This window comes from Streptomyces barringtoniae (genome assembly GCF_020819595.1).
Classification (GTDB): Bacteria; Actinomycetota; Actinomycetes; order Streptomycetales; family Streptomycetaceae; genus Streptomyces; species Streptomyces barringtoniae.
The window spans coordinates 16,835-31,278 of sequence record NZ_JAJHNP010000006.1; the positions used below are offsets into that span (position 1 = coordinate 16,835).

The 14,444-nt window shown below is 72.9% G+C and carries 12 protein-coding genes; 9 read left to right on the forward strand and 3 right to left on the reverse strand.

What is annotated here, in order from left to right; genetic code table 11:
- Positions 1-95 precede the first annotated feature (95 nt).
- Complete coding sequence (locus LMU33_RS11635; protein ID WP_228619799.1) at positions 96-1,079, reverse strand: class I SAM-dependent methyltransferase; 984 nt, start codon at positions 1,077-1,079, stop codon at positions 96-98.
- Between the two features lie 144 nt (positions 1,080-1,223).
- On the opposite strand from LMU33_RS11635, the gene cobT reads away from it, so the two are divergent.
- The 3 genes from cobT to LMU33_RS11650 all read left to right on the forward strand — a co-directional run bounded on the left by cobT (position 1,224) and on the right by LMU33_RS11650 (position 4,983).
- On the forward strand, positions 1,224-2,339 hold the full coding sequence (gene cobT / locus LMU33_RS11640; protein WP_228619801.1) for a nicotinate-nucleotide--dimethylbenzimidazole phosphoribosyltransferase: 1,116 nt from the start codon (positions 1,224-1,226) through the stop codon (positions 2,337-2,339).
- Between the two features lie 69 nt (positions 2,340-2,408).
- Positions 2,409-4,214, forward strand: coding sequence for a phosphatidylglycerol lysyltransferase domain-containing protein (locus LMU33_RS11645; RefSeq protein WP_228619802.1), 1,806 nt, complete (start codon positions 2,409-2,411; stop codon positions 4,212-4,214).
- Positions 4,215-4,224: 10 nt separating this feature from the next.
- On the forward strand, positions 4,225-4,983 hold the full coding sequence (locus LMU33_RS11650) for a hypothetical protein (RefSeq protein WP_228619804.1): 759 nt from the start codon (positions 4,225-4,227) through the stop codon (positions 4,981-4,983).
- Positions 4,984-5,403: 420 nt separating this feature from the next.
- On the opposite strand, the gene LMU33_RS11655 is transcribed toward LMU33_RS11650, so the two are convergent.
- A complete protein-coding gene (locus LMU33_RS11655) occupies positions 5,404-6,168 on the reverse strand; it encodes a hypothetical protein (RefSeq protein ID WP_228619806.1) in 765 nt (254 codons plus the stop codon).
- Between the two features lie 60 nt (positions 6,169-6,228).
- On the opposite strand from LMU33_RS11655, the gene LMU33_RS11660 reads away from it, so the two are divergent.
- From LMU33_RS11660 to sucB, 5 genes are all read left to right on the forward strand, one after another.
- Positions 6,229-7,014, forward strand: a complete 786-nt coding sequence (locus LMU33_RS11660) for an adenosylcobinamide-GDP ribazoletransferase (protein ID WP_228619807.1) — start codon at positions 6,229-6,231, stop codon at positions 7,012-7,014.
- Positions 7,015-7,062: 48 nt separating this feature from the next.
- Positions 7,063-7,671: an RDD family protein gene (locus LMU33_RS11665; protein ID WP_228619809.1), complete on the forward strand. Its 609-nt coding sequence runs from the start codon at positions 7,063-7,065 to the stop codon at positions 7,669-7,671.
- A 502-nt stretch (positions 7,672-8,173) separates the two neighbouring features.
- Entirely contained in the window at positions 8,174-9,709 is a 1,536-nt protein-coding gene (locus tag LMU33_RS11670) for a leucyl aminopeptidase (RefSeq protein WP_228619810.1), read from the forward strand.
- 304 nt (positions 9,710-10,013) lie between these two features.
- Positions 10,014-11,402 (forward strand): dihydrolipoyl dehydrogenase, encoded by a 1,389-nt coding sequence (lpdA, locus tag LMU33_RS11675; RefSeq protein WP_228619812.1) that lies wholly within the window; start codon positions 10,014-10,016, stop codon positions 11,400-11,402.
- A gap of 61 nt (positions 11,403-11,463) precedes the next feature.
- The gene (gene sucB, locus LMU33_RS11680; protein ID WP_228619814.1) at positions 11,464-13,275 is read left to right on the forward strand and encodes a 2-oxoglutarate dehydrogenase, E2 component, dihydrolipoamide succinyltransferase; all 1,812 of its coding nucleotides are present in this window, start codon (positions 11,464-11,466) and stop codon (positions 13,273-13,275) included.
- Between the two features lie 68 nt (positions 13,276-13,343).
- Here the strand turns inward: sucB and LMU33_RS11685 are convergent, their stop codons facing one another.
- Positions 13,344-13,547 (reverse strand): hypothetical protein, encoded by a 204-nt coding sequence (locus LMU33_RS11685; RefSeq protein ID WP_283844122.1) that lies wholly within the window; start codon positions 13,545-13,547, stop codon positions 13,344-13,346.
- A 237-nt stretch (positions 13,548-13,784) separates the two neighbouring features.
- Between LMU33_RS11685 and LMU33_RS11690 the strand changes: the two genes are divergently transcribed.
- Positions 13,785-14,408, forward strand: a complete 624-nt coding sequence (locus LMU33_RS11690; protein WP_228619816.1) for a GntR family transcriptional regulator — start codon at positions 13,785-13,787, stop codon at positions 14,406-14,408.
- Positions 14,409-14,444: the final 36 nt, after the last annotated feature.

The following is a 14,444-nucleotide window of genomic DNA, read 5'->3' on the forward strand; positions in this document are numbered from 1 at the left end:
CGGGTGCCGCTGCCCGGGTTGGCGCCGGCCCAGAGGTACGGCCGGCTGCAGGCTGCTGCGTGGAAGTGCGCGACCAGCACCCCGACGTGCCGTCGTCAGCCTCTGTCCTTGCGTGCCACGAGCCGGTACGCGTTGGAGAACGGTGTGCGGCGGAGGAGGGGGGCCAGGACGTGGTCCAGGGCCGAGGCCGACAGCCGGGCGGGCGCGGCGGCGGCTCTCAGTAGCGGGGCCTTGGCGACGGCCAGGACGACCGCGGCCGACAGGTCGTAGGGCACATGCGGGTGTTTGCGGTCGGTCACGAGGATCGTGCAGCCCAGGGTCTCCAGCTCGGCGCGCAGGTTGCGCAGGGGCAGCAGGTGCAGGTGGCGGGGCTGACCGTACGGGAGCCACCATCTGCCCAGCAGGGCGGCGAACGCGCAGCGCGGATCGGCGACTTCCACGACGAGGTGGCCGCCGGGCCGCAGGGCCGTCAGGGCGGCGCGGAGTTCGGCGCGCGGGTCGGGCGTGTGCTCCAGATGGCGGAACATGCTGACCACGTCGTAGCGGCCGCGCAGCCGGGCCGTCATGCCGGGTGTGGCGAGGTAACCGCGGTGGGCCTCCTCGACCCGTTCCTCCAGCTGGGCCTGCTGCACCCGGGCCGTCGGGTCCAGGCCGTCGAAGCTCGTGTACGGGAAGAACTCCTTCGCCGCCTCGGGGAAGCGGGCGTGACCCGTGCCCACGTCCAGCCAGCTCTCCGCCTCGGCCAGCGCCGACAGCCGCCAGGCGGTGACCCGGTGCCGCCGGCGGACCGCGCGGGCGGACCGGACGCGGGCGGTGAACTCCTCCAACTGCCGTTCGTAGAAGTCCCGGTGGAAGAAGGTGAACCCTTCCGCCGTGAGCCGGGGGTTCTGGAAGACGTGGGCGCAGTCGCGGCACTCGTCGAGGACGAACCGGCCCGGCCGGTGCCGCAGGGGGTCGCTCGCGCGCACCCGGGTGCGCAGCCGTGCGGAGCCGCACCAGGGGCAGTCCTCGCGGCGTGGTTCGAGGAACGGGTCGGAGGACCGGGGTAGGGGCGTAGGCGTGAAGGACGAGGTCGGCATGGCGGCTCCCTGGGCGACATTCCGCAACAAACCGGACAGCAGACCGGAACGTATGGGATCCGGATCCCGGGCGCAATGACGTCGTGGGGGCGTGGTGGCCATGTGACGCGGAAGCGTTCGTTCTCTGGCGGTACTGTTCGGCGAATGAGCAGGCTTAATCTGGACGACTTCACCGATCTGATCGAGCGCCCGGACGGGGGCGTGCGTCGTGACGCCGAGGCCCGGCGAGAGCGCCAGATCGTGCCGCCCGGGGCGCTGGGCCGCCTCGACGAGCTGGGCGAGTGGCTGGCCGCCGCGCAGAGTGCCGTACCGGTACGGACCGTGGAGCGGCCGAAGGTGATCCTCTTCGCCGGTGACCACGGCATCGCCGAGCTGGGCGTCTCGGCGCGTCCCGCCAGCAGCGCGGAGCGGCTGGTGCGGGCCGTGCTGGAGGGCGCGAGCCCGGTGTCCGTGCTCGCGCGGCGTCAGGAGGTGCCCGTACGAGTCGTGGACATGGCTCTGGACTGCGCGCCGGACGCCTTCCCGGAGGACGTCGTACGGCACCGGGTGCGGCGCGGCAGCGGCCGTATCGACATCGAGGACGCGCTCACCCTGGAAGAGGCCGAGGCGGCGCTGCGCGCGGGCGTCGCCGTCGCCGACGAGGAGGCCGACTCCGGCACGGACATGGTGGTGCTCGGCGACATCAGCGTCGGCGGGACCACCGCCGCGGCGGTGCTGATCGCGGCGCTGTGCGGGACCGACGCGTCGGTGGTGACCGGGCGGGGCGGGCTCGCCATCGACGACCTGGCGTGGATGCGCAAGTGCGCGGCGATCCGGGACGCGCTCCGGCGGGCGCGGCCGGTGCTCGGGGACCAGCTGCAGCTGCTGGCGACCGTGGGCGGGGCGGACCTCGCGGCGATGACCGGGTTCCTGCTGCAGTGCGCGGTGCGGAAGCTGCCGGTGATCCTCGACGGAGTGGTGGCCGCCGCGTGCGCCCTGGTCGCGCAGCGGGTCGCGTTCCGGGCGCCGGACTGGTGGCTGGCCGGGCACGCCAGCGGGGAGCCGGGGCAGGCGAAGGCACTGGACCGGATGGCCCTGGAGCCGCTGCTGGAGCAGGGGGTGAAGGTCGGCGAGGGCGCCGGGGCGCTGCTCGCCCTGCCGCTGGTGCGGGCCGCGGCGGCGCTGGCCGCGGAGCTTCCCGAGAAGCCCGGGGACGAGAAGGAGCCGGAGGAGGAGAAGGAACCGGAGGAGGAGAAGGAACCGGAGGAGGAGAAGGAGTAGTTCCGGTTCGCGTGAACTCCCGGCGGAAAAGTGCGGTTCGCCTGAGCGGCCCCCATATGATCCTGCCCCATGGGAGATGCCCGAAATGCCGTTCCGCAGCAGGCCGAACCGGGACGTCCGGGTGAGGAGGGGCGGCGGTCCACCGGGGCCTCCCGGCGGGCCGCCGCCTTCGCCGTCTGGTATCTGCGCACCGTCGCCTTCATCAACTTCCTCAGCGCGGTCTGGGTCTCGCTCGGCCAGGACGTGCGCCGGCACAACCAGGACGACTTCTTCACCCCGTACCTGCTGACGGCCGGTTTCGCCTCGGGTGTGTTCACCGCGTTCCTGGCGATCACCATGCGGCGCCGGAAGCGGGCCGCCTGGATCCTCAACATCGTGCTCAGCGGGGCCTTCCTCGCGCTGTTCGCGTTCGCCATGGCGTTCCCGGAGATCCGGCGGTACGCACAGAACTGGGTCTCGCTGGCGCTCACGGCCGCGTTCGTCGGCGCGCTGCTCGTGGGCCGCCGGGAGTTCTACGCCAAGGGCGACCGGTCCAACGCGCGGCTCGCGGCGATGGTCGCCGTCGGCGGCGGGCTGGCCGCGAGCCTGCTGGCCGGGCTGCTGGTGACGGTCACCAACCAGGCGCCGGACGCGGCCCGTTCGACCTTCCTGGAGCGCTGGCACTTCGGCGCCCTGCGCCTGGTGTCGGTGGCCGCCGACGAGTCCCGCTTCCCCGGCATCGACCCGCCGAACTGGGCCAACGTCGCCGTCAACGTGCTCAGCACGGCCCTCGTCCTCGCCGTGTTCTACGCCGCGTTCCGCTCCCGGCGCGCCGTCGACCCGCTCACCGAGGACGACGAGAAGCAATTGCGGGCCCTGCTGGACCGGCACGGCGAGCGGGACTCGCTCGGCTACTTCGCGCTGCGCCGGGAGAAGAGCGTCGTGTGGTCGCCCACGGGCAAGGCGGCCGTCGCCTACCGGGTGGTCGGCGGGGTGAGCCTGGCCTCCGGGGATCCGCTCGGGGACCCGGAGGCGTGGCCGGGTGCGATCGCGCCGTGGCTCGCGGAGGCGCGGGCGCACGGCTGGATCCCGGCGGTGATGGGCGCGAGCGAGGAGGCAGGGACGATCTACGCCCGGCACGGGCTCGACGCCCTGGAACTCGGCGACGAGGCGATCGTGGAGGTCGCCGACTTCACCCTGGAGGGCCGGGCGATGCGCACGGTCCGGCAGGCGTACAACCGGGTGCGGCGGGCCGGGTACGAGGTGCGGATCCGGCGCCACGCGGATATCCCGACCGCCCCGGTGGACGAGATGGCGCATCTCGTCGAGCGGGCGGACGACTGGCGGGACGGGGCGACCGAGCGCGGGTTCAGCATGGCGCTCGGCCGGCTCGGGGACCCCGAGGACGGGCAGTGCGTGATGCTGGAGTGCACGGACGCCGAGGGGAGGCTGCGCGCACTGCTGTCCTTCGTGCCGTGGGGGCCGCACGGACTGTCCCTGGACCTGATGCGCCGCGACCGGGACTCCGACAACGGGCTGATGGAGTTCATGGTCATCGAACTGCTGCGGCGGGCCGGAGAGATCGGTATCACGCAGGTCTCACTGAACTTCGCGATGTTCAGGTCGGTCTTCGAACGTGGCGCACGCCTCGGTGCCGGACCGGTGCTGAGGCTGTGGCGGTCGCTGCTCAGCTTCTTCTCCCGCTGGTGGCAGATCGAGTCGCTGTACCGCGCCAACGCCAAGTACCGGCCCATCTGGGAGCCTCGGTTCCTGCTCTTCGAGAAGAGCGCGGACCTGCTGCGCATCGGCCTCGCCTCGGCCCGCGCGGAGGGCTTCCTGGAGGCGCCGGGACTCCCGAAGTGGCTGCACCGCAGGCACCTGGACACGCACCGGTGAGGACCGACCGATGAGAGCGCTCGCCCGCTGGGCCCGTGAGGAGTGGGGGCCGCTGTACGTCACCGTACGCGCGGCCCCGCTGGAGCGGCGTCTGCGGGCGGCGCCGATGACGCTCGGCGCGGTCTGTCTGACGGCCCTGCTGCAGTACGTGCAGAACCAGCCGTGGGGCTACCAGCTCGTGCAGAACATGGGCGCCGTACGGGCCCAGGACCCGCTGTGGCTGGCCTTGCTCCGCACTCCCCTCTCCCTCTTCGTGCCGGCGCTGGATCTGCCGGTGTGGGGCGCGCTGGCGCAGATCCTGCTGGTGTTCGGGATCGCGGAGATCTGCATCGGCTGGTGGCGGACCCTGGTGATCGCGTACGCCGCCACACTCGCCGGGACCCTGTACGCGCGCGTCGGCATCTCGCTGGGCGCGCACGCCCCGTTCGGGCTGCCGTGGACGGACGCGCAGGTGGTGGACACCGGTCCGTCGGCGGCCGTGGTGGGTCTCGCCGTGTTCGTCAGCTGGCGCTACGGCGCGTACGTCACCTCGGGCGCGGTGACCCTGGCGATGGTCGCCGAGGTGCTGGTCAAGGAGAACCTGGCGGGCAAGGAGCATCTGGCCGCGCTGATGGCGGTGGGGCTGATCTGCCTCGCGGTGGCGGTGCGGCACCGCTACGGGCTGCGGCTGCGCCCGCACCGCGCGTACGGCCGTCCGACGCGGCGCGTTCAGCGACGACCGGGCAGCCGGGCCGGGCGCGGGTCGGACCTGCCGCCGATCCGGCCCTGAATACCCAGACTCCGCCGAGCCCAGCGCCGATCGTGCCACCAGACACGGGCGCGGCGACCGCCGAAACGCCGGACCCACAGCGAACCCGAGCCCGGCTCCCGCCCCGTACGTACAGCCCTCAGCGACGATCGGGCAACCGGGCCGAGCGCGGGTCCGCTCTGCCACCGACCCAGTCCCGAACCGCGCAGGCCGGCCGGGCCCAGCGCCGGTCGTACCGACAGGCACCGGGGCAGCCCCCCGCCCCCGAACGGCCACGCAGTACACCCCGCTCAGCGGCGGTCGAGCAGCCGGGCCGGGCGCGGGTCCGCTCTGCCACCCACCCAGTCCCGAACCGCGCCGGTCCGCCGGACCCAGCGCGGGTCGTACCGACAGGCACCGGGGCAGCCCCCCGCCCCCGAACGGCCACGCAGTACAGCCCGTTCAGCGGCGGTCGGGCAGCCGGGCCGGGCGGGGGTCCGGTCTGCCGCCGATCCAGTCCTGGACCGCGCGGGTCCGCCTGGTCCAGCGGCGGTCGTGGCGGTAGGTGCGCAGGGCAGCCTTGGCGCGGGCACGGGGGCGGCGGCCGTAGAAGCGGCGGGCCCAGGGGGAGCCGGGGCGGGCCAGCCGGATCGCGCCGACCAGCGCGACCAGCGGCACGATCACCCCGAAGACCGCGATGCGCGCCTTGCCCTTGCTCAGGGCGATCAGCGCGAAGAGGAAGTTCACGCCGATGGTGCTGAGGGCGCCGCCGCGGTCCTGCAGCTCCTGCTGCGAGAGGTCGTTGACGCCGAACGGGGCGAAGCCGGCGAGCAGCAGCCCGACGAGCGCGGCGGTGAGCACGACGACCTCGACGCTCTTGCGGCCCTCCTCGCTCCAGTACACGTCGTCCAGGTGGAGGATCAGCGCGAACTCGTCCAGGACGAGCCCGGCGCCCATCCCGAACAGCACGGCGGCGATGGCACCGCCCGCGCCGTTCCGGCCGCTGGCGACCGCGCCGAACCCGCCGACGAGGGTGAGGACGACGCCGGGGACGACGTGGTGGATGTGCAGCCCGCCCGCCCTGACGTTCTTGAACGGGCCCTTGCCGGCCCGGATCAGACGGGTGATCACCCGCGTGACGACGAAGGTGAGCAGGAAGGCGGCGAGGGCGAGCAGCAGCGGGAGTTTGCCCGGTTCGACGATGTTCCGCACCCACCAGTGCCCCATATGCGCACCCTATCCCCGGGTGCGGAGAGCGGCTCCGCGACCGCCCGGTAACCTTCGCCGGTGCCCAAGTCCTCACCGCTCGACGGCCTCCGCTTCGCCTTCGGCACCCTCACCGTGCTGCCCGTCCGGGTGCACCGCTGGGACCGCGAGGCCGCACGCGCCGGGATGATGAACGCCCCGGTCGCCGGTCTGGTCGTGGGCCTCTGCGCGGCCGGAGCGGGACTGCTGCTGCTCCTCCTCGGCGCCGGCCCGCTGCTCGCCGCCGTCGCCTCCGTCGCCGTACCGGCGACGCTCACCCGCGGGCTGCACCTCGACGGCCTCGCCGACACCGCCGACGGCCTGGGCAGCGGCAAACCCGCCGAGGACGCGCTCCGCATCATGAAGCAGTCGGACATCGGGCCGTTCGGGGTCATCACCCTGGTCCTGGTGGTGCTGGCGCAGGTCGCGGTGCTGGCACAGCTGTACGGCGGCTCCTGGGCGCGGGGTGCCCTGGCGGCCGTCCTCTCGGCGATCACGGCCCGGCTCGCGCTCACCCTGGCCGCCCGCACCGGGGTGCCGGCCGCCCGCCCGGAGGGGCTGGGGGCGGCGGTCGCCGGGGTGGTTCCGGTACCGGGCGTGCTGGCCGTCACCGCGGCCTTCACGATCGGTTCGGCGGCCTGGGGGACGGCCCTGGGCCCGTACGGCGCCGTGCGCGCGGCGGCAGCGGTCCTGCTGTCCCTGGCCACGGCCGAACTCCTGCTGCGCCGCTGCACGAACCGCTTCGGCGGGGTGACGGGTGACGTCTTCGGCGCCTTGGCGGAGACGTCCGCGACCACCGCTCTCGTGGTGCTGTCCCTGGGCCGATAAGCTTCTCGGCCGTACACGGAGAAGGCAGTTGTGATTCGGGGGACTTCCGTGCTGAAGCTGCGCCGCGCCCTGGCCTGGTTCATAGACTTCGCGCTCGTGGCTGCGGCGGCCGCCCTGCTGGCCGTACTCACCTTCCACCGCATCGCCGCTCTCGTCACGGACGTGCCCTCACTGGCCACCAGGGGCGGTCTGGACCTCGTGACCTCGCGCGGTGACGTCGTCGGCGCCTCCGAACACCTCGGACTGTCCCTGTGGGACCAGGTGGTCCTGGACGTGGAGGAGGCCTTCGGCGCGCTCGTCCTCGCCACGTTCCTCTACCAGTGGGCCTGTCTCGCGCTGCTCGGCCGCACCCTCGGCAAGGGCCTGCTCGGCCTGCGCGTGACCCCGCGGCTGTCCCGGCACGCCCTGCGCCGCGCCGCCGTCACCACCGTCGCCGACGTAGCGGTGTACGCGCTGGCCTGTGTGCTGCTGGTCGAGGGCAGGTTCGTTCTTTCGGTACTGGTGTGGGCCATCGCGGTGGTGCTGTTCCTGGTCAACGCCCTGACGGTGGTCTTCCCCGGCCGCCGCTCCCTCGCCGACCGGCTGGCCGGCACCTCCGTGGTGGCCGTGTTTCGGCTCGGGCAGTCCAGCCCGATGGGCAGCGTGCCCCAGGGGTGAGCGCCCGCGCCGCACCGCACACTCCACGGCGGCGCCCCGCTCCCGTACGGCACCGGCGATGTCCGCCCCGGCCGGGACGCCGTACACCAGGCGCGACAGCCGAAGGGGCCCGCCCGGCCGGCGGTGAGGGCCGGCCGCGCCGAGTCGTCCAGGTCGAGGCGGGTGTACGGGAGGCCTCACTGCACACCTCGGCGGTGATCGCGCCGACCGGCCCGGCGGACGGACGGTGCGCCGGAACGCGACGGCCACGGCGCGAGGCGCGGTGAGCGGGCGGCGGAAGTGACCACGACGCCACGCGCAGGTGAACGCCCGCAGGAATGAGCGAACGCGCGCACGCGCGTAGTCTCGTCCCGGGTGTTCGCCGACAGGGTGAAGGCCCCGTTGCCCTCCGCGCCCAGGTCTGGGCCTAAGGTCGGCTCTCGGGCCCACCCACCCCTGCACAGGCGATTGCCCTACAGGGCGATCGAGGATCGCAATACATCGGAAGCGAGAATTCACCACCGTGACTGCTCTGACTCTCAGCACCTCTGCGGCGCCCGGCCTGCGGGCCGACGCGATCGTGATCGGTGTCGCCAAGGGCACCAAGGGCCCCGTCGTAGCGCCGGGCGCCGAGGCCGTGGACAAGGCGTACGACGGCAAGCTGGCCGGCGTCCTGGAGACCCTCGGCGCCGCGGGTGCCGAGGGCGAGCTGACGAAGCTGCCCGCTCCGGCCGGCTTCAAGGCGCCGATCGTCGTGGCGGTCGGCCTGGGCGCGGAGCCGGACGCCAAGAGCGAGGACGACACCTACGGCGCCGAGGCGCTGCGCAAGGCCGCCGGCGTGGCCGCCCGCGCGCTCGCCGGCTCCAAGAAGGCCGCGTTCGCGCTGCCCGTCGACGGCCCTGGCGCCCTCGGCGCGATCAGCGAGGGCATCCTGCTCGGTGCGTACTCCTTCGACGTCTACAAGGAGAACGGCAACGGCGGGAAGGCCAAGAACGGCAAGGCGCCGCTCGCTGAGGCCGCGCTGCTCGGGGGCAAGCCGCGCGACGCCGCCCACAAGGGGGCCGTCGCCCGCGCCGTCGCGGTCACCGAGGAGCTGAACCGCGCCCGCGACCTGATCAACACCCCGCCGAACGACCTGACCCCCGCCATCTTCGCCGGCATCGCGCAGACCGCGGCCAAGGAGCACGGCATCAAGGTCCAGGTGCTCGACGACAAGGCCCTGGCCAAGGGCGGCTACGGCGGCATCCTCGGCGTCGGCGCCGGCTCGTCGGCAGCCCCGCGCCTGGTGAAGCTGACGTACACGCACCCGAAGGCGGAGAAGCACCTGGCCTTCGTCGGCAAGGGCATCACCTACGACTCGGGCGGCATCTCGCTGAAGCCGGCCGGGCACAACGAGACGATGAAGTGCGACATGAGCGGTGCCGCCGCCGTGTTCGCCGCCGTCGTCGCCGCGGCGCGCCTCGGCCTGGAGGTCAACGTCACCGGCTGGCTGGCGCTGGCCGAGAACATGCCCTCCGGCTCCGCCGTGCGCCCGGGTGACGTGCTGCGCATGTACAGCGGCAAGACCGTGGAGGTCCTCAACACCGACGCCGAGGGCCGGCTGGTGCTCGCCGACGCGCTGTGGGCGGCCTCGCAGGAGAACCCGGACGCGATCGTGGACGTCGCGACCCTCACCGGCGCGATGATGCTGGCGCTGGGCAGCCGGACGTTCGGTGTCATGGCCAACGACGACGCGTTCCGCTCGGTGGTGCACGAGGCGGCGGATGAGGTCGGCGAGCCGGCCTGGCCGATGCCGCTGCCGGAGCACCTGCGCAAGGGCATGGAGTCCCAGGTCGCCGACCTCGCGAACATGGGCGAGCGGATGGGCGGCGGGCTGGTCGCCGGTCTGTTCCTGCGCGAGTTCGTGGGCGAGGGGATCACCTGGGCGCACCTCGACATCGCCGGGCCGGCGTTCAACGAGGGTGGGCCGTTCGGGTACACGCCGAAGGGCGGCACGGGTTCAGCGGTGCGGACGCTGGTCCGTCTGGCGGAGCTCACGGCTGCGGGTGACCTGGGCTGAAACGCCTGATGGCTCGGTCCGTTCCGTAGTACGGATCCGTCGCGTGGGGGGTGTTCGCGCCCACGCGACGGATCCGCATGTCAGACACAGCCCCGCGCCCCTCGGCACGCGCACCTTCGTTTTCAGCTGTACGTGGGGTGTCTCACACTCGAGCCCGGCGTCTCGTCCGCCTCGAACAAGTGCAAAGATGGAGCCCGGCAGGACAGGGCCCCCACCGAAGGGCCGAAGCATCAAGCGGCCGGACACCAGCCGCCCGCCGGTCACAGGAGATCGGCGCAAGGCGCACATGCATGGAGGACGTGACGTGGCGAACGACGCCAGCACCGTTTTCGACCTAGTGATCCTCGGCGGTGGTAGCGGTGGTTACGCCGCGGCCCTGCGCGGGGCGCAGCTGGGCCTGGACGTCGCCCTGATCGAGAAGGACAAGGTCGGCGGCACCTGCCTGCACCGGGGTTGCATCCCCACCAAGGCCCTGCTCCACGCGGGCGAGATCGCCGACCAGGCCCGCGAGAGCGAGCAGTTCGGCGTCAAGGCCACCTTCGAGGGCATCGACGTCCCGGCCGTCCACAAGTACAAGGACGGCGTCATCGCCGGCCTGTACAAGGGTCTGCAGGGCCTGATCGCCTCCCGCAAGGTGACCTACATCGAGGGTGAGGGCCGTCTGTCCTCCCCGACCTCCGTCGACGTGAACGGCCGGCGCATCCAGGGCCGCCACGTCCTGCTGGCGACCGGCTCCGTGCCGAAGTCGCTGCCGGGCCTGGAGATCGACGGCAACCGCATCATCTCCTCCGACCACGCCCTCGTCCTGGACCGCGTGCCGCAGTCCGCGATCATCCTGGGCGGCGGTGTCATCGGCGTCGAGTTCGCCTCGGCGTGGAAGTCCTTCGGCTCGGACGTCACGGTCATCGAGGGCCTGAAGCACCTCGTCCCGGTCGAGGACGAGAACAGCTCGAAGCTTCTCGAGCGCGCGTTCCGCAAGCGCGGCATCAAGTTCAACCTCGGCACCTTCTTCCAGAAGGCCGAGTACACCCAGGACGGCGTGAAGGTCACCCTGGCGGACGGCAAGGAGTTCGAGGCCGAGGTCCTCCTCGTCGCCGTCGGCCGCGGCCCGGTCTCGCAGGGCCTGGGCTACGAGGAGGCCGGGGTCGCCATGGACCGCGGTTACGTCCTCGTCGACGAGTACATGCGGACCAACGTCCCGACCGTCTCCGCCGTCGGTGACCTCGTCCCGACGCTCCAGCTCGCGCACGTCGGCTTCGCCGAGGGCATCCTGGTGGCGGAGCGTCTGGCCGGCCTGAAGGTCGTTCCGATCGACTACGACGGTGTCCCGCGGGTGACGTACTGCCACCCGGAGGTCGCCTCCGTCGGCATCACCGAGGCCAAGGCCAAGGAGATCTACGGCGCGGACAAGGTCGTCGCTCTGAAGTACAACCTGGCGGGCAACGGAAAGAGCAAGATCCTGAACACCGCGGGCGAGATCAAGCTCGTCCAGGTGAAGGACGGTGCCGTCGTCGGCGTCCACATGGTCGGCGACCGCATGGGTGAGCAGGTCGGCGAGGCCCAGCTGATCTACAACTGGGAGGCGCTGCCGGCCGAGGTCGCCCAGCTCATCCACGCCCACCCGACGCAGAACGAGGCGATGGGCGAAGCGCACCTGGCGCTCGCCGGCAAGCCGCTGCACTCCCACGACTGAGCCTTCGGTCAACGGGCGCGACGACACAGACTTCCGCAATTCGTTAGGAGCAACCGAAACCATGGCGGTTTCCGTAACCCTTCCGGCGCTCGGTGAGAGCGTCACCGAGGGCACTGTCACCCGCTGGCTGAAGGCCGAGGGCGAACGCGTCGAGGCCGACGAGCCGCTGCTCGAGGTCTCGACCGACAAGGTCGACACCGAGATCCCCTCGCCCGCCGCCGGCGTGCTTGCCTCCATCAAGGTCGCCGAGGACGAGACGGTCGAGGTCGGCGCCGAGCTGGCCGTGATCGACGACGGCACCGGTGCCCCCGCGGCCGCCCCGGCCCCCGCCGCTGCCGAGGCTCCGGCCCCGGCCGCTCCGGCCCCGGCCGCCGAGGCCCCCGCGGCTCCGGCCGCCCCGGCTCCCGCCGCCGCTGCCCCGGCCGCTCCGGCCGGTGGCGCCACCGGCACGGACGTGGTCCTGCCCGCCCTCGGTGAGTCGGTCACCGAGGGCACCGTCACCCGCTGGCTGAAGTCGGTCGGTGACTCCGTCGAGGCCGACGAGCCGCTGCTCGAGGTCTCCACGGACAAGGTCGACACCGAGATCCCGGCGCCCGCCTCCGGCGTGCTGCTGGAGATCGTGGTGAACGAGGACGAGAGCGCCGAGGTCGGCGCCAAGCTCGCCGTCATCGGCGCCCCGGGTGCCGCCCCGGCCGCCGCTCCGGCTCCGGCCGCCCCGGCCCCCGCCGCCGCTGCCCCGGCCGCCCCGGCTCCGGCCCCGGCTCCGGCCGCCCCCGTGGCTCCGGCCGCCCCGGCCGCGCCCGCCCCGGCCCCCGCCGCCCCGGCTCCGGCGCCCGCCGCCGCTGCCCCGGCCGCTCCGGCCGCTCCGGCGCCCGCCCCGTCTCCGCTGACCCCGGCCACCGCGCCGACCTCCCCGACCGCCACCCAGGCGACGGACGAGGGCGCGTACGTGACCCCGCTGGTGCGCAAGCTCGCCGCCGAGAACGGCGTCGACCTGGCCACCGTCAAGGGCACCGGCGTCGGCGGCCGTATCCGCAAGCAGGACGTCATCGCCGCCGCCGAGGCCGCGAAGGCCGCCGCCGCTCCGGCTCCGGCCGCTGCCGCTCCGGCTGCCGCCGCCGCGAAGAAGGCCCCGGCGCTGGAGGTCTCCCCGCTGCGCGGCCAGACCGTCAAGATGCCGCGCATCCGCAAGGTCATCGGCGACAACATGGTCAAGGCGCTGCACGAGCAGGCGCAGCTGTCGTCGGTCGTCGAGGTCGACGTCACCCGCCTGATGCGCCTGCGCACCCAGGCCAAGGACTCCTTCGCCGCGCGCGAGGGCGTCAAGCTCTCCCCGATGCCGTTCTTCGTGAAGGCGGCGGCCCAGGCGCTGAAGGCCCACCCGGTCATCAACGCCAAGATCAACGAGGCCGAGGGCACGATCACCTACTTCGACTCCGAGAACATCGGGATCGCGGTGGACTCCGAGAAGGGCCTGATGACCCCGGTCATCAAGCACGCCGGCGACCTCAACATCGCGGGCATCGCCAAGGCCACGGCGGAGCTGGCCGGCAAGGTCCGCGCCAACAGGATCACCCCGGACGAGCTGTCCGGTGCGACCTTCACCATCTCCAACACCGGTTCGCGCGGCGCGCTGTTCGACACGATCATCGTGCCGCCGGGCCAGGTCGCGATCCTCGGCATCGGTGCCACGGTCAAGCGTCCGGCCGTCATCGAGACCGAGGAGGGCACGGTCATCGGCGTCCGCGACATGACCTACCTGACCCTGTCCTACGACCACCGCCTGGTCGACGGCGCCGACGCGGCCCGTTACCTGACGGCGGTCAAGGCGATCCTGGAGGCGGGCGAGTTCGAGGTCGAGCTCGGTCTCTGATCTCCTTGATCAGGCAGTACGGCGAGAGCCCCCGTCCGGAGTCCTTCTCCGGCCGGGGGCTCTGCTCGTTACGAGTCGTTACGAGCGGGGCGCCGCCGGGCGAGGCGTGCCGCCACCGGCGCGAGCCGGCCGCTCACGTCGAGCTGGTCCGGGGCCTCGACCCCCATGCCCAGCTCGGCGGCGCCGACGGCGTACTCGCTCTCGTCGAGCCCGAGCGCCGGCGGTTCCCGGATCTCCCCCACGAGGCGCGCGACGAGCTGCTTCTGACCCACCGCGCCCCCGTTCCGCTCTGCCTCGGCCGCCCTGCTCCGTGTGCGAGATCAACCTGATCGAAGGCGGGTTCGACAGGTGCGGGACCGGCGGACGGCGCGTTGCCCCTTCGGCGCCGCCATGCCCCCCAGTGGGCATGTGCGCCTCGTCTCACCTGCACCAAAGCACGCCCACGCGCCCTACCCACGGAGCGAACCCGCCGTATTGTCTAAACGTCAGCCCTCCCGAAGGAGCCCTCAATGACCGCGCCCGTCGTCCACTCGCTGCGCGAACAGATCCGCGAGCACATCGTGGAGGGGATCGTCAGCGGGCGCTGGCAGCCGGGTGAGCGGATCGTGGAGCGGCGGATCGCCACGGAGCTGGAGGTCAGCCAGACGCCGGTACGGGAGGCGCTGCGGGAGCTGGAGTCCCTCCGGCTGATCGAGTCCGCGCCGAACAAGGGCGTCCGCGTGCGGAACCTGTCCGCGGCCGACCTGGAGGAGAGCTACCCGGTCCGGGCGGGCCTGGAGGCCATCGCTGCGGAGCTGGCGGCCGCCCGCCTCGCCGAGGACTGCTCGGCGCTGGAGCCGCACGTACTGGCGCTGTACGAGGCCGACCGCGAGGCCGACGGCACCGCCCAGGTCCGTCACACGGTCGGCTTCCACCGGGAACTGGTGCGCGCCGCGCACAACTCCGTGCTGCTGCACACCTGGGAGGGCCTGGGCATCGAGGTGTTCACGGCGCTGTCCATCCGCTGGCTGGGCACGGTCCAGCAGTCGTACGCGGAGGAGCACGAGGAACTGGTGGCCGCCTTCAAGAGGCGGGACCCCCGGATCGCGGAGATCGTGAAGGCGCACGTCCTGGGCTGCGCGCCGCGCGCCTGACGCGGACCCGACGCAGTCGAGCATCCCCACGCTCAC

Coding starts and splice junctions, on each gene's coding strand:
- LMU33_RS11635 (WP_228619799.1), bottom strand. CDS start 1,079: ATGCCGACCTCGTCCTTCACGCCTACGCCCCTACCCCGGTCCTCCGAC.
- cobT (WP_228619801.1), top strand. CDS start 1,224: ATGAGCAGGCTTAATCTGGACGACTTCACCGATCTGATCGAGCGCCCG.
- LMU33_RS11645 (WP_228619802.1), top strand. CDS start 2,409: ATGGGAGATGCCCGAAATGCCGTTCCGCAGCAGGCCGAACCGGGACGT.
- LMU33_RS11650 (WP_228619804.1), top strand. CDS start 4,225: ATGAGAGCGCTCGCCCGCTGGGCCCGTGAGGAGTGGGGGCCGCTGTAC.
- LMU33_RS11655 (WP_228619806.1), bottom strand. CDS start 6,168: ATGGGGCACTGGTGGGTGCGGAACATCGTCGAACCGGGCAAACTCCCG.
- sucB (WP_228619814.1), top strand. CDS start 11,464: ATGGCGGTTTCCGTAACCCTTCCGGCGCTCGGTGAGAGCGTCACCGAG.
- LMU33_RS11690 (WP_228619816.1), top strand. CDS start 13,785: ATGACCGCGCCCGTCGTCCACTCGCTGCGCGAACAGATCCGCGAGCAC.